General features: G+C 39.3%; 7 protein-coding genes. 6 read left to right on the top strand and 1 reads right to left on the bottom strand.

Annotation, left to right across the window (positions count from 1 at the left end; translation table 11 throughout):
* The first annotated feature begins 66 nt into the window (after positions 1–66).
* From IQ246_RS00170 to IQ246_RS00150, 5 genes are all read left to right on the top strand, one after another.
* Positions 67–945, top strand: coding sequence for a TauD/TfdA family dioxygenase (locus tag IQ246_RS00170; RefSeq protein ID WP_193998964.1), 879 nt, complete (start codon positions 67–69; stop codon positions 943–945).
* A gap of 90 nt (positions 946–1,035) precedes the next feature.
* Positions 1,036–1,593: an FcoT family thioesterase gene (locus IQ246_RS00165; protein ID WP_193998962.1), complete on the top strand. Its 558-nt coding sequence runs from the start codon at positions 1,036–1,038 to the stop codon at positions 1,591–1,593.
* 437 nt (positions 1,594–2,030) lie between these two features.
* The gene (locus tag IQ246_RS00160) at positions 2,031–2,324 is read left to right on the top strand and encodes an acyl carrier protein (RefSeq protein WP_193998960.1); all 294 of its coding nucleotides are present in this window, start codon (positions 2,031–2,033) and stop codon (positions 2,322–2,324) included.
* Entirely contained in the window at positions 2,321–9,670 is a 7,350-nt protein-coding gene (locus IQ246_RS00155) for a non-ribosomal peptide synthetase (protein WP_193998958.1), read from the top strand. The genes IQ246_RS00160 and IQ246_RS00155 overlap by 4 nt, the downstream gene beginning before the upstream one ends.
* Before the next feature lie 223 nt (positions 9,671–9,893).
* Complete coding sequence (locus IQ246_RS00150; RefSeq protein WP_193998956.1) at positions 9,894–14,051, top strand: non-ribosomal peptide synthetase; 4,158 nt, start codon at positions 9,894–9,896, stop codon at positions 14,049–14,051.
* An 89-nt stretch (positions 14,052–14,140) separates the two neighbouring features.
* Here the strand turns inward: IQ246_RS00150 and IQ246_RS00145 are convergent, their stop codons facing one another.
* On the bottom strand, positions 14,141–15,439 hold the full coding sequence (locus IQ246_RS00145) for a sodium:proton antiporter (RefSeq protein WP_193999187.1): 1,299 nt from the start codon (positions 15,437–15,439) through the stop codon (positions 14,141–14,143).
* 149 nt (positions 15,440–15,588) lie between these two features.
* On the opposite strand from IQ246_RS00145, the gene IQ246_RS00140 reads away from it, so the two are divergent.
* Positions 15,589–16,956: a cytochrome P450 gene (locus IQ246_RS00140; protein ID WP_193998954.1), complete on the top strand. Its 1,368-nt coding sequence runs from the start codon at positions 15,589–15,591 to the stop codon at positions 16,954–16,956.
* Positions 16,957–16,989: the final 33 nt, after the last annotated feature.

Raw genomic sequence — 16,989 nt, 5'->3', positions numbered from 1 at the left:
GACTAAAGTCCTTACTACGAACTTAATTTCAATAATTTTACGTTACTTGTAGCGAGTGAGAAAAATATGAAAGTTCAATATCAAGACAATCAGCGAATGGGAGTCGTCGTTTATGATTTTAATCATAAAATTGCTTCAGATCAAAATATTGAGGATCTTAAGCAACTGATATATGAATACAAAATTGTGGTAATCAAGGATCAAGATTTATCACCTCATGAATATTGCGGTTTTGGGTATCGTCTTGGGGAGGTAGAAAAATACTATCAGCCGATGTATCACCATCCAGAAAGGGAAGATATTTTTGTTTCCTCCAATGTTTCTGAGAATGGTCAGCAAGTTGGAGTTCCGAAGACTGGGAAATTTTGGCACGCCGATTATGCGTTTATGCCGAGGCCATTTGCATTTTCAATGGTATATCCTCAGATCCTTCCTACTAAGGAGCGTGGCACTTACTTTATTAATATGTCCAAAGTATATCAAAGTTTACCAGATGACCTGAAATCCGTTGCCAATGAGTCGAGTTGTTATCACAGTGTCAGACGTTTTTTTAAAATTCGTCCTGAAGATGTTTATCGTCCGATTTCGGAAATATTAGACGAAATTGAACGAGTCACTCCTCCCGCAAAGCATCCAACGACCTTTATTCATCCCATTACAGGAGAAACCGTCCTCTACATTACCGAGGGGTTTACTTATCGCATAGATGATTCAGAGGGAAAACCGCAAGATATAAATGTTCTCCAAAGGTTGTTGACTCATTCCGGTCAGTTAGACAAAAGTTTTAAATATCCATTAATCGAACACCATGAATTTGAATTAGGAGATGTGCGGATTTGGGATAATCGCTCTCTAGTTCATTGCGCTCACTATGCTGCAAATTCGGAACCAGCGGTCACATTTCGATTGACCTTACACGATAGCTATCCATTTTATCAGTTATAGAGCAATTGTATTCTCACTGTGTTTAAAACATCTCAACAAAAAGTAAAAAATCATTTGCCTTATTCAGTCATTTAATCAGGACAAAATATCATGTTGAAGTTTCAGGATTCAAGCCAAAAAAGCGTCAACCAAAATAGTATCCACATCAATAATGATGATATCTTATTGGCACAAGTACTCAAGCCTTATAAAGCTCATTGTCAGTATCTTAAATCTGCTGAAATAACTAAAGAGGGCGATCCTCAGCATGGGGGACGTGTAATCGGACGATGTGAATTCTCGATTCCAGAATCATGTTATATCGATGATACTGGTCATTTTAATTCAGTGGAGTTCAATATTTGCTACAACCAAATGATGTATTATGTCATAGCTAAATCCGTGAAAGAAAGACTGATGGCATCATTTCAGTCGTGGACTATGGCAGATTATTGGAATAAACAGCTACCGGATGTCTATATTGTGAATTTTGAAAGTTCCTTTCGACGTGCTATGCGGTCTTCTAAATTTTGGGGTGAGATTGAGTTTACTAATATTCGGATCAAATCTGGGATGATGTATATAGTTACTAAATGTCGTTATTGGGATGAGCAAGATGGTAATTGCAGTGGTAATGTGAAATTAGTTATTGTAAATTCTCCGGTATAGGTTAACTCGAATTAATCTATTTTGTGCCTTTGATGATAATGGTGGTTGGTCTGAAGATGAAGTTACGATCGCCACATTGAATATAGCACAATACACTTGGGTTAAGCATTTCATCTTTCTCTTCTCTCTGTGTTATCTGCGCCTCTGTGGTTTGTAAAAAAAAGAGTTTCAGCCCTTTTGTGAACTGTATTGAATATTGCAGTCCTAAATGAATCGTGAAAAATATAGATAAGGAAACGAACCGCAATCGCGTAGCGTCTCCCCCTGGGAGAAGGACGCATTCGCGCAGCGTCTCGTTAGAGAAGGACGCAAAGGTAAGAAAGAAGAAAGAAGAAAGAAGAAAGAGATATGTTATTTTCACAAATGATTTAGGATTGCTATAGCAAATAGAATCACGATATTAATACCATTTTCTCAAACATTTCTGCTTAAATAGTATGTCTACAATAGCCTTTTTTACAACTTATATTCAAGACGAAATAGCTAAAGTAATTGGGATCAACACATCTCAATTAGATGTTAAAATGTCTTTAAATTATTTAGGGCTTGATTCATTAATTGCTGTCAAGCTCAGAAATAAGTTTAGAAAAGACTTGGAAGTAGATATTCCAGCAGTAAAATTTCTAGAGGATACTAATGTTGTAAGTTTAGCAATATTAGTCAATGATTTAAGTGAAAATGCTGAATCAAAAATAGAAAATGATGATGAGTGGTTGGAGGGAGAATTATGAATTTAGTTGAGTTTCTCACACAACTCTCGCAACAGAATATAGAATTGTGGGTTGAAGATAGTAAACTGCGTTATCGTGGTCGTAAAGAAGTATTAACTTCCACAGTTTTAAATCAAATTAAGCAGCATAAAACAGAAATTATCGATTTGCTGCGCCAAGGTTTTCACACCTCTAAATCCTATCCCCTGACTCACGGTCAGCAAGGTCTATGGTTTTTGTATAAACTTGCACCCACTAGTGCAGCTTATAATGTGGCTTTTACCGCTCGTATCTGCTCCCATTTAAATATTGCGGCTTTACAACAAGCGTTTCAGAAGTTAGTAAATCGTCATCCTACTCTCCGCACAACATTTGCACAAAAAGATGGCGAACCTTTTCAACAGGTTCATGAATACCAAGAAGTTGATTTTGAAAATATTGACGCTTCATCTGGGAATGAAGATGAGTTGACAAGCCAAGTCATAGCAGCATATCAGCGTCCCTTTAATTTGGAAAAGGGTAATTTATTGCGGGTAAACTTATTTACTTGTTCTGAAGATAATTATGTAATATTACTAACAATACATCACATTGTTATTGATGGTTTTTCCCTGGGAATCATTCTTGATGAGTTGCGATCGCTCTACGAAGCGGAAAATACAGGTAGAGTCATATCTTTACCTGCTATTAAGTACCAATATCAAGACTTTGTACAGTGGCAGAGAAATACTTTAGCAAGTTCTGTGGGCGATGAACTATGGAATTACTGGCGCGAACAATTAGCGGGTGAGTTACCCATCTTAAAATTACCAACAGATCGATCGCGACCACCAATTCAAAGCTATCGGGGAGCTTCCCATACTTTTGAGTTGAATCAAGAGTTGACTTCTCAGCTACGAGAAATGGCGAAAGCTCAAGGAGCAACCCTTTATATGACTTTGTTAACCGCCTTTCAAGTGTTGCTTTACCGCTTGTCAGGTCAGGAAGATATAATTGTGGGTGCGCCTATTGAGGGGAGAAGTCAGCCGGAATTTGCCGAAACTGTGGGCTTTTTCGTGAATATGCTGGCTTTGCGGGTAAATCTGGCTGGTAATCCCACATTTTCTGAGCTTTTAACTCAAGTCCGCCAAACTGTATTGGATGCGATCGCTCATCAAGATTATCCCTCTACTTTACTAATTGAGCGATCGCAACTCAACCGCGATCCAAGTCTTCCTGGTCTTTTTCGCGTTTCCTTTAATTTGTTTAAGGTAAGTGAAATTGCGAAAGATTATGAATTATCTGTATCTAATCAAACTAAAATTAGAGAAGATTGGGGTGGGTTAACTCTCGAACCTTTTGTGATTCCCCAGCAGGAAGGACAGAATGATTTAGTTTTCGATATGATCGAGACGACTGAATCATTAATTGGTATCTTCAGATACAACACCGATTTATTTGATGCTACGACAATTACCAGGATAGCGAGTCATTTTCAAACTTTACTCCCAGGGATTATTGCTAATCCCCAAGAGCAAATTGCTTCCTTACCTCTGCTAACGGAAGCTGAAGCAAATAATTTGTTGTGGAAGTGGAACAACAACCAAGTTGATTATCCCCAAAATCGAGTCATTCATCAGTTGTTTGAGAACTGTGTGAACCAGCAACCAAACGCTGTTGCGGTGGTATTTCCAAATGTAAAGACGTTTAATGAAACGTCTTTACAATTAACCTATCAACAATTAAACAGCAAAGCGAATCAACTAGCACGCTACCTGCGTTCCTTGGGAATAGGTAAAAATCAGCTGGTGGGAATTTGTGTGGAACGTTCCCTAGAAATGATTATTGCATTATTGGGAGTTCTGAAAGCAGGTGGAGCTTATCTACCTTTAGATCCTGCGTATCCCGAAGAACGTTTGAATTTTATGCTGCGTGATTCCCAAGTATCGATATTGCTGACTCAACAAAGATTAGTAGCGAGTTTAGCAATAGAGGATTTAGCTGTAGTTTGTTTAGATCGAGATTGGGAAGATATTTCTCAGGAAAGTGAAGAGAATTTAGTAAATAATACTGCATCTCAAGATTTAGCCTACGTGATTTACACATCAGGTTCTACAGGTAAATCTAAAGGAGTAGCGATCGCTCATCGCAGTTTAGTAAATGCGTTTCATGGTTGGGAAAAAGCTTATCAACTCCAGTCTTTGACTAGTCATTTGCAAATGGCGAGTTTTGCTTTTGATGTGTTTTCAGGGGATGTCATTCGCGCTCTTTGTAGTGGTGCTAAGTTGGTTTTATGTCCGCGTGAGTGGCTATTAGAACCGGACAAGCTGTATAAACTGATGTTGGTGGAGAAAATTGATAGCGCGGAGTTTGTTCCAGCTCTGTTGAGAAACTTGGTTGAGTATTTGCAAAGAACTCAGCAAAATCTCCACTTTATGAAATTGTTGGTAGTCGGTTCAGATAGCTTGTATATCCAAGAATATCAAGAATTTCAGCGTTTTTGTGGCGAGCAGACACGTTTGATTAATTCCTATGGGGTAACGGAAGCGTGTATTGATAGCACCTATTTTGAGTTGGGGATTGGGAAATTAGGAAGTGGGTTGGTTCCTATTGGTCGTCCATTTGCGAACACGCAAGTTTATATTTTAGATCAATATTTACAATTAGTTCCCATTGGGGTTGCGGGTGAATTATATATTGGTGGTGTGGGTGTAGCTCAAGGTTATTTAAATCGTCCTGATTTAACCAAAGAGAAATTTATCTCCTATTCTCCCCAAAACCCGATTTTGTACAAAACGGGAGATTTAGCGCGTTATCTTCCTGATGGTAATATTGAATTACTCGGTCGAATTGACGATCAAGTGAAGATTCGGGGTTTCCGAATTGAACTAGGGGAAATTGAAGCTGTTTTGAGTAGTCATCCCCAAGTACAAGCAGCAGTGGTGATGGTTCGAGAACTGCAAACCGACAATAAATCTATAGTTGCATATATTGTTTCTGGACAGCAATCATTAACAACTAGTGAATTGCGTAACTTTCTCAAACAGAAGTTACCTGATTATATGATTCCAAGTGCGATCGCCATTCTGGAAACTTTACCTTTAACACCCAACGGGAAAGTAGATCGGCGTGCTTTACCAATTCCAGATATAGAACAGAATCGAGAAATAGACTTTGTTCCACCGCGCACAGCAACGGAAGAAGCGATCGCTAATATTATCGCTGCTGTTTTGGGACTCAAACAAGTAGGGATTCACGATAACTTTTTTGAATTGGGGGGACATTCCCTACTTGCGACTCAAGTTATTGCTCGATTACAGCAAACCTTAAATATTGAGTTACCGTTACGCTCTTTGTTAGCATCTCCCACCGTGGCTGGATTGAGTGAAGCACTGACATCTTTTACAAAGACAGAATCTTCAGTTGATTTACCAACAATTGTCCCAGATCCACAACAGCGCGATCAACCTTTTCCCCTCACCGACATTCAACAAGCTTATTGGTTAGGACGAAATGAAGCTTTTGAATTGGGGAATATTGCTGCTCATGGTTATTTAGAACTAGATTGCGATCGCCTAGATTTAACAAGGTTGAATCTAGCTTGGCAAAAACTCATTTTGCGTCACGATATGCTCCGCGCTGTTATTTTACCAGATGGTCAACAGCAAATTCTGACAACAGTACCGGCTTATGAAATAGAAGTTTTAGATTTGCAAGATTTAGAGGTGATGCGCGAGCAGATGTCCCATGAAGTCTTACCTGCGGAGCAATGGCCTTTATTTAGGATTCGAGCTACACCCATAGATGAACAGCGTACCAGACTCCACCTCAGTTTTGATGCTTTGATTGCTGATGCTTGGAGTGTGTTTATGCTGATGCGGGAGTGGTTACATCTATATAATAATTATGAGTTTGTATTACCACCCTTAGAACTTTCCTTCCGCGATTATGTGCTTGGGGAATCAACTTTAAAAAATACACCCCAATATCAACGTTCTCAAGAATATTGGTTTAACCGACTAGATACCTTACCACCAGCACCAGAATTACCCCTAGCGAAAAATCCGAATTCCATTACCAATCCTCGGTTTCAACGTCGCAGTTCTCAACTGTCTCCAGAACAATGGCGCAAATTACAAAATCGCGCTCAACAATTTAACTTAACTCCTTCTGGAGTTTTACTGGCTGCTTTTGCAGAAATCCTCAGTCAATGGAGCAGAAATCCTAAGTTTACGATTAATCTCACACTGTTTAAACGTTTACCTTTACATCCCCAAGTCAATGAGATTATGGGAGACTTTACCTCTTTGACACTTTTAGAAGTCGATCGCTCAGTTCCTCAAAGCTTTAGCAACCACGCTCAACAATTACAGCAACAACTGTGGCAAGATTTAGATCACGGTTATATCAGTGGTTTGCAGGTACAGCGAGAACTTAGCCGTCAACGTCAAAGTTACCAATTTATGCCAGTGATATTTACTAGTACACTAGGTTTAGAATCACTTGGTCAGGATACATCAATATTAAGTCAGTTAGGCGAACTCGTTTACAGTATCAGTCAAACTCCGCAAGTTTGGTTAGATAATCAACTCAGAGAGCAAAACGGAACTTTAATATTTAACTGGGATGCGGTGGAAGAACTTTTCCCCCCAGGTTTACTGGATGAGATGTTTGCTGCTTACTGCGATTTGCTCCAGCGACTAATTACCTCAGATACAATTTGGAGCAAGATTCAGCGAGAATTACAACAACCTATAATTGCAAATTATCCCACCGCACCCATTTCTGAAGAAACTTTGCACAGTCTGTTTATCAAGCAAGTGCAAATCCAAGCTGATTCTCCAGCAGTCATCACCCCAGAGCGTACCCTAACTTATCAGGAATTATACCAACGCGCTCTGCAATTGGCATCTCAACTGCGAGAATTGGGAGCAACCAGCAACAATGCGATCGCCGTTGTCATGGAAAAAGGTTGGGAGCAAATTGTTGCTGTACTAGGAATTTTAATCGCTGGCGCGGCTTATCTCCCCATCGATCCTGAATTACCAGCAGAGCGACAATGGTATTTACTCACCCAAGGACAAGTTAAATTAATTGTCACTCAACCTCATCTTCACCTATCTTTGCCATCAGGTGTTCAACAAGTATGTGTGGAAAGTCAACTCAGAGGAGATGGGAAAGATATCAAACTAGTCCAGACTCCCGATGATTTAGCTTACATCATCTACACTTCCGGTTCTACAGGTTTACCCAAAGGGGTAGCGATCGCTCATCGGGGTGCGGTAAATACCATTTTGGATATCAATCGACGCTTTGGAATTAAATCAGGCGATCGCATCTTAGCTTTATCAGCATTAAACTTCGACCTCTCAGTTTACGACATCTTCGGTATGTTAGCGGCGGGAGGAACAATAGTTATTCCCTCAGCAGATAAAACCAAAGATCCCGCACACTGGTTAGAGTTAATAGTATCTCAGCAAATTACCCTGTGGAACTCAGTTCCAGCTTTGATGCAAATGTTGGTAGAATATCTTACCAACCAACCACAACAACCTTCATCTCTACGTTTAGCTTTGTTGAGTGGAGATTGGCTACCTCTAAATTTACCAAATCAAATCCAAACATTGTGGTCAAATATCCAAGTCGTGAGTTTGGGAGGAGCAACAGAAGCTTCTATTTGGTCAATTTATTATCCAATTACCCAAGTCGATCCTAACTGGAAAAGTATTCCCTACGGCAAACCACTCGATAATCAACAAGTATATGTATTAAATCACAATTTGCAGCAAACTCCTGTTTGGGTGACGGGACAACTATATATTGGCGGAGTCGGTTTAGCAAAAGGTTACTGGAAAGACGAAGAAAAGACAAACGCTAGCTTTATTACTCATCCAGTTACCAAAGAAAAATTATATAAAACAGGCGACTTGGGACGTTATTTACCCAATGGGAATATAGAATTTTTAGGTAGAGAAGATTTTCAAGTCAAAATCAACGGTTATCGCATTGAACTTGGTGAAATTGAAGCCATATTAAAACAGCATCCCACTGTTAAAGAAGCAGTAGTTATAACAGTGGAAAAAACACAACAATTAGTTGCTTATATTGTCAGCGATGCTGCGAAACAGCCGCTACGCGAACGCCACATTACACCAACTCCCAATTTAGGAGAAGCTTACCAACCATCTCAACAAGCAGGAGTATTAAGCGATCCTGGAGAACGCATCGAATTTAAACTCCAGCAACCAGGAATCCGCAAATCGGAATCATCGCCAATTACTATTCACTTACCCAAATCTGAACTTGAGCAAACAGCTTATCTCCAACGCCAAAGTTACAGACAATTTCTACCGCAACAGATATCCCTAAAGCAATTTAGCAAATTTCTCAACTGTCTCCAGCAAATACAACTGGGTGATTATCCCCTCCCCAAATATCGCTATCCTTCTGCTGGGAGTCTCTACCCCGTACAAACTTACTTATTCATCAAACCCAACAGCATTGAAACCCTTCCAGCAGGAATATATTATTATCATCCCAGCGACCACAATTTAATCTTACTCCACAGCAGCAACGAAATAGATAGTAGTGTTTACCTTGAGAATCAAGCACTTTTTGAACAATCCGCTTTTGCGATATATTTGATTGGAAAACTAAGTGCGATCGCACCGATGTATGGAGAACTCGCTAGAGACTTCTGTCTTTTGGAAGCAGGACACATCGGACAATTACTCATGAACAGCGCACCAACCCAAGAAATTGGTCTTTGTCCCCTTGGTTATTTAGAATTTCCCCAAATTCAAGATTTATTTAAATTAGAAGCAAATCAAGTTCTCCTTTATAGCTTTGTTGGTGGAAAAATAGATCCAACAGATTCTCAGCAATGGTCATTAGTTAAAAATCCTCAAACTGCCAAATCAAATTCTACCCAATTCCGAGAATATCTACAGCAACAACTTCCACAATACATGATACCTGCTGAATATATTCTCATTGACACCTTACCCCTAACCCCCAACGGAAAAATAGATCGCAAAGCTTTACCAATTCCCAATATCGCAACAGCCAAATCAGCAACTTTAGTCCCTCCGCAAACCGAAACCGAAAAAACAATCGCCGAATTTGTCCAACAACTGCTGCAAATTGAAGCTGTGGGAATACAGAATAATTTCTTTGAATTAGGAATAGATTCGCTCAAACTCGTGCAGTTGAAGAATCACTTACAAACTCAACTCCAAGTCAACATTCCCATGCGTCAATTATTAGTGGAAACAACAAATGTTCAAGAACTAGCATTAGCCATTGATGAGCAATTAATTATCGCTAAAATCACACAAAAACCCTTACCCACAGAACAAGACGACGACAAAGAAAGAATCCAAATCTGACTATATTATCCGTGTTCATCCAATACCATACTACTCGGATAAGACAAATCGATTAACGTTTAAACCCTGTAGAGACGTAGCATTGCTACGTCTACGTCTAGACGTAGCATTGCTACGTCTCTACATACCAAAATTCTGACGAAAAATCTTATCCCTTGCATTATTGCGTGTTCATTCGTGTTCGTTAATAAAAAATAATTCTCACCAACAACCAAAGCAAACAATGAACAAAAACCAACTTTTAATCGAACTCGAAAAACGAGGAATCAAACTCTGGTTAGAAAATGACCTATTAAACATCGAAGCACCAAAAGGAACATTAACACCAGAACTACGCGATTCCCTCAAAGAACATAAACCAGAAATTATTAAACTCCTAAATCTCAGCAATACAAAAACAACCTCCTTACCAATCATCAAACCAAATCCTCAGCAACGTCACCAACCATTTACACTCACAGACATCCAACAAGCACATTGGTTAGGACGCAATCAAGTATTTGAATTAAGCCATGTCAGCAACCATGTTTACATAGAATTTGAAACTAATAAATTAGACATATCCCGCCTGACAGCAGCTTGGCAAAAACTCATTGAACGTCATGATATGCTACGAGCGATCGTATTACCCACAGGAGAGCAACAAATCTTAGATAAAGTTCCCGATTATCAAATTACCATCTTAGATTTACAAGAATCAGAAACCTCAAAAATCGAAACTGAATTAATAGCAATCCGCGAAAAATTATCTCAACAAAACTTACCTTCACACCAATGGCCTTGGTTTGATATTCGAGCTACTTATTTAAATCAACAACAAATTCGGCTGCATCTAAGCATGGATTTATTACTGATAGATGCTGCGAGTATTCGGATTTTATTTCACGAATGGAATCAACTTTATCACAATCTCGAATTATCATTACTACCATTAGAACTATCATTTCGAGATTACGTCATCGCCAAAAATTCTCTCCAAGACTCAGAATTAGTCAAGCGATCGCAAACCTATTGGTTCAATCGTCTAGAGACTTTACCACCAGCACCGGAACTACCCCTAGCTTGTTTTCCTAGTGAATTAAAAGAGTATACATTCAAACGCTATGCTGGAAAACTAGAACCCCATATATGGCAAAAATTAAAACAGCGAGGTCAAAAAGCTGGTTTAACTCCTTCTATCATCTTGCTAACCGCTTTTGCAGAAATTTTAACTTTGTGGAGTAAAAATCCTCACTTCACTCTCAATTTAACTGTCCTGGAACGTCTACCCCTTCATCCTCAGATCAATCAAATTATTGGAGATTTTACCAATACAAATCTCTTAGCAATAGACAATTCATCTCCAAATACATTTACAAATCTAGCTCTAAAAATACAACAACAATTACTCCAAGATTTAGACCATATTTATATTAGTGGAGTAGAAGTATTGCGGAAATTGCTCAATCAAAAGCAAACAGAATTGACCGCAGCTATGCCTATAGTATTTAGTAGTGTGTTAGGTTTGGGTAATTTTTCTCAGACAGATTTAGAATATAACTTTTTAGGAGAGGTGGTGTATGGTATTAGCCAAACCCCGCAAGTTTCCTTAGAACATCAAGTTGCAGAACACAATGGAAGCTTAATTTTTAACTGGGATGCAGTAGAAGCACTTTTCCCTATGGGGATGTTGGATGAAATGTTTACAGTTTACTGCAATTTGCTGGAGCGTTTAGCCCAGGAAGATGAATTGTGGACAGTACCCATAGAATTATTACCAGCAGCCCAAATTCATCATCCTCATACACCAATCCCGCAAACAGCTTTACTCCACACTTTGTTTTTTAAACAAGTATCTCAACGTCCACAACAACAAGCCATCATTAGCAGCGATCGCATTCTCACCTATCAAGAGTTAAGCGATCGCGTCACTGAATTAGCACGACAACTAGGCGATCGCTCTCAGGTGGCGATCGCTATCATTATGGAAAAAGGTTGGAAACAGATTGTCGCCGCTTTAGCTATCCTTGCTGCTGGTGGGATCTATGTCCCCATCGATCCAAGATTACCAAAGGAACGTATATGGTATTGTTTACAACAGGCACAAGTCAAACTGGTACTGACTGAAACTTGCCTTGTTCATAGTCTGGAATATCCAGAGAACATCTCAATTTTGTGTATACATTCATTACAAATTTCACCGTCTCACCAGCCATTGCAGCAAATCCCAAAACCCACAGACTTAGCCTATATCATCTACACCTCTGGTTCTACAGGAACACCCAAAGGTGTGATGATTACTCATGAAAGTGCAGTCAACACGATTTTAGACATTAACGAACGCTTTCGGATCGATTCAGGCGATCGCATCTTAGCTATTTCTGCTCTCAGCTTTGACCTCTCAGTTTACGACATCTTCGGCATCTTAGCAGCAGGAGGAACAATAGTCATTCCTGATGCTGCAAACAGTAAAGATCCATCTCATTGGAGTGAATTAATTACCAAACACCAAATCACAATTTGGAACTCAGTTCCCGCTTTCATGCAGATGTTAATTGAGTATAACTTCACTAATGCCCAAGTTGTATTTAATACTATTAGGTTAATTTTATTGAGTGGTGATTGGATACCCCTAAATTTACCCACTCAGATAGAAGCATTATCTCCACAAGCCGAAATCATTAGTTTAGGAGGAGCAACGGAAGCCGCCATCTGGTCAATTTATTATCCAATTACCCAAGTTGATCCTAACTGGAAAAGTATTCCCTACGGCAAACCACTTAAAAATCAATATATTTATGTTTTAAATACATCTCTCAAAAAATGTCCTGTTTGGGTGACAGGAGAATTATATATTGGCGGTATCGGATTAGCAAAAGGTTATTGGCAAGACGAAGAAAAGACAAAGGCTAGTTTCATTACTCATCCAGTTACCAAAGAAAAATTATATAAAACAGGCGACTTGGGACGCTATTTACCTGACGGCAATATTGAATTTTTAGGAAGAGAAGATTTTCAAGTCAAAATCAATGGTTATCGCATTGAACTCGGTGAAATTGAAGCCACATTAAAACAGCATCCCACCGTTAAAGAAGTTGTAGTTACAAAAGTCAAAGAGATACAACAATTAGTAGCTTACATTGTTTCACAACCAGAGTCAAACATCACCACTCAAGAAATACGTTCTTTTCTCCAAACCAAATTACCAGCATACATGATTCCCTCTACTTTTGTGTTGTTAGCATCTTTCTCGCTCACAGCAAATGGTAAAGTGGATCGTCAGGCGCTACCTATTCCTGAAGGTACGCAACCAGAATTAACACAAACTTTTACCCCGCCTCGTAACCAAGTAGAAGAACTATTAATTACAAATTGGATGGAATTATTTCAACTTCAGCAAATCAGCATTTATGACAACTTCTTTGCATTAGGTGGACACTCATTTTTAGCACTACAATTAATCTCAAAAATCAATCATAAATTTCACACAAATATACCTCTCAGTACACTTTTTCACTATCCAACGGTAGCCGAATTAGGAAATTTTCTTATCCAAAATCATCACGCTTCCCCAACACCTATATCTTTAGTCCCCATTCAACCACAGGGAACTCAACCACCATTATTCTGTATTCATCCCACAGGGGGACAAGTAATGGTGTATCAACATCTTGCCACCTGTTTAGGAACAGATCAACCTGTATACGCTCTCCAGTCTGGCGCTCTCAACAACTCACTGGATGAGCATAATAGCATTGAAAATATGGCTGTGGAATACGCCAAAATCATTCGCCAACATCAACCTCATGGTGCTTATCATCTCATGGGTTGGTCTATGGGTGGAGTCATTGCTGTTAGTGTTACCAAAGAATTAGAACACCAAGGATGTAAAGTTGATTTTCTTGGACTTGTAGATGCGTTCTTATTTCCAGATAGTACACCAACTTTTACACCCGATCCTTTATATGAATTAGCATTAGTATTTGGTGGTACTTTTGTTGATGCTTTGATGACGCTAGATACTGTTCAACAACAGCAACTACGAGAGCAACTCATAAGTTTAACTTCTGTTGAACGTCTGCAATTAATCATGAATTGGGGACAATCACAAAATTTACTTTCAAAAGAATTATCAGAAGTATCAATTGAAATATTGCAAAAACAGCTAGAACTAACCGAAATTCACCAAAAACTCTTAAAAAACTATCAACCACCTCAAATCCAAGCTCAAATCTCCATCTGGTGGGCTGCACAACAACTCACACCTAAATTACCTCATACCAACTGGAGTCAATATACTATCAACGCAACTCACACACAAATCTTAGATGGCAACCATTTTAGCATCATGCTTCCCCCCTGCAATACAACACTCGCCCAGCAATTACAAGAGTACATTTAATTACATACCAGGCTTGTTTATTGAGATTGGTTCAATTTCTGTTTGTTTCTGCTTATGACGTTGTTCCGCTTAGAGGATGTTTCTTGGTTTTAATCAAATTCATCAATCGTAGCAGGAGGATTAGCATTAGTTTTGCTGGCAATATTGCGCTCATACCACTTCATTAATGGAGTTGCACTAACTCCATGAACAAGCACAGAAACGACAATAGTGCTATAAGTAATCCAGGCGATTTGTTCCGCAGCTTCCCCTTTTAAGCCATTGCCAAAGGCATAAGCAAGATAATATAAAGAGCCTACACCACGAATACCGAACCATCCAAATAACCAGCGAGCTCCTGAATGTAACTTTCGGCGAGGGAACTTTAAATTACGCATCCCAATTGTGCTAATCCAGGCTCCTAATGGTCGGATTACCAAGAATAACAAAATTATTACCAACAGAGATTGAGCACCATAATTGAGCATCGGCTGGAATAATAATATTGATCCCAGTAACAAAATTGTTCCGACTTCTAGCAGTTTTTCAATTCGCTCGATAAATTCTAATTGAGCTAATGGCTTTTCAGGGTTTTGATAACTGCGTTGTATAACTAGCCCAGCAACAAAGACTGCCAAAAATCCGTAGCCATTAACTATTTCTGTTATGGAATAAGTTAGTAAAATCGTGCTAAGAGCGACAAAATCTTCCATCAATTCATCAGCTGGACGGCGTTTCTGGATTTTTTTATCAATCCAAACGACTCCTTTAGCAACAACAATTCCCATCACAATACCAGCAGCGATCGCCCAAATTAAATCAACCAAAATCCAGTCTTTCAGCCAGTTGTTCCAGTTGTTATCTTTTAATGCATAAATGCCGAAATAAACAAAAGGAAAAGCTAAAGCATCATTTAATCCACCTTCAGAAGTTAAACCAAACCGTAACTCGTCTTGGTCGTTGGTATCAGTTAGTTGAACTTCGGAAGCTAGTACTGGATCAGTTGGCGCGAGAATTGCTCCTAATAAAATAGCTTCTCCCCACTCCATACCTAAAAATAATTTACCCACAACAGCCAACGCAAAGATTGAAATTGGCATTAACAATCCAATGAGTCGCGTTGTGATATTCCAATCCTTCCACCTGAGTGGACGAACGATTTTTAAACCACAACCAAATACAGAAACAATCACTACAAATTCTGTTAAACGCTGTAGCAATTCGGCGTTAAATACATCATCTCGACGTAATTGAATCAACCCAAAACCATAAGGGCCTAACACAATACCAACCACTAGGTAGATAATAGCGAAAGAAAGAGGTAATCGGGAAATCCAGCCTGACCCTAATGTCACCATCAACAAAAGTGTACCAATAACCAAAAGGTCAATGATATAAATATCTACCATAGCGACACGCATTAAAAAAAGCTTGCTTTGCAATTTTAGTTGCGATCGCTTTGTATCAAAATCATCTAAAGGTAGATTTAAAAAAATATTTCACGTTTATTTATAACTCTGTTAAGTTAGTGAAAATAGCAATCATTGGAGTGCTGATCATGAAACTTCCAGATAGTCCACAAAATCCCAAGTTTATCCAGTTGCTTCAGTGGATTTTCAACCCTTTGGAACTACTGGAAACGTCTGCAAGAGCGCATGGCGACTGTTTTATGTTATGGCTGACTAGCAATAAGCCAATGGTATTGTTTAGTAATCCTCAAGCTATTCAGGAGATTTTTACAGCTCAACTAGAGCAGTTAGATGCTAGAGGGTCAAGCCAAATTTTACAACCTTTGTTGGGAGAGAATTCGTTGATATTGTTGTCTGGCGCATCTCACCAACGTCAGCGACGGTTGTTGACGCCGCCTTTTCATGGCGAACGAATGAAAGCCTACGGCCAAGTTATTGCTGATATCACCAATCAAGTCATTAACAGTTGGAAAATTGGGGAGCCTTTTTCTGTTCGTGACTCTATGCAAGAAATCTCTCTCAAAGTGATTTTACAAGCTGTATTTGGTCTACATGAAGGAGAACGTTTTGCACAGTTGCAAGAACTTTTAAGTTCCGTGCTTGATTTATCTGGTTCTCCCTTGCGTGCTTCCATAACGTTTTTTCCCGCACTACAAGTAGATTGGGGTACGTGGAGTCCTTGGGGAAAATTTTTGCGTCAAATGCAACAAATAGACCAACTCATTTACACCGAAATCCAAGAACGCAGAGATCATCCTAATCCATCTCGGAGTGATATTCTTTCGTTGATGATGTCAGCACACGATGAAAATGGTGAGCCGATGACGGATGTGGAGTTGCGCGATGAATTGATGACTTTGTTAGTCGCCGGTCACGAAACTACGGCTTCAGGCATGACATGGGCTTTATACTGGATTCACCGTCTGCCAGAAGTACGGGAAAAGCTACTAGCTGAGTTAGATAATGTTAGTGAGAATCCAGATTGGAATGAAGTTTCTCGCTTGCCCTATCTAACAGCGGTATGCCAAGAGACACTACGCATTTACCCAATCATAATGCTTGGCATACCTCGCATTGTCAAGTCACCAATAAAAATCATGGGCGATGAATTTCAACCAGGGACATTGCTATCACCTTGTATATATTTAACTCATCATCGCCCAGATTTATATCCAGAGCCGAAGCAGTTTAAGCCAGAGCGCTTTTTAGAACGCCAATATTCACAGTATGAATATTTACCTTTTGGTGGTGGTAATCGTCGCTGTATTGGTATGGCGTTTGCCATGTTTGAAATGAAACTGGTATTGGCGACAGTGTTGTCACAGATGGATTTGGGATTAATTGATAATTATTCAGTGAAGCCTACACGTCGTGGCATAACTTTAGCGCCTTCAGGCGGTAAGTGGTTAGTTGCAACTAGTCAACGGCAAAAGGTGAAAATATCTGTGGAGGTGTAATTAATATTTTAGAGGCAATCTCTGGTAACTTAA

It is taken from the genome of aff. Roholtiella sp. LEGE 12411 (genome assembly GCF_015206995.1).
Classification (GTDB): domain Bacteria; phylum Cyanobacteriota; class Cyanobacteriia; order Cyanobacteriales; family Nostocaceae; genus Komarekiella.
Note: the sequence above shows the minus strand (reverse complement) of the source record. Positions and strands in the feature narration are given on the sequence as shown.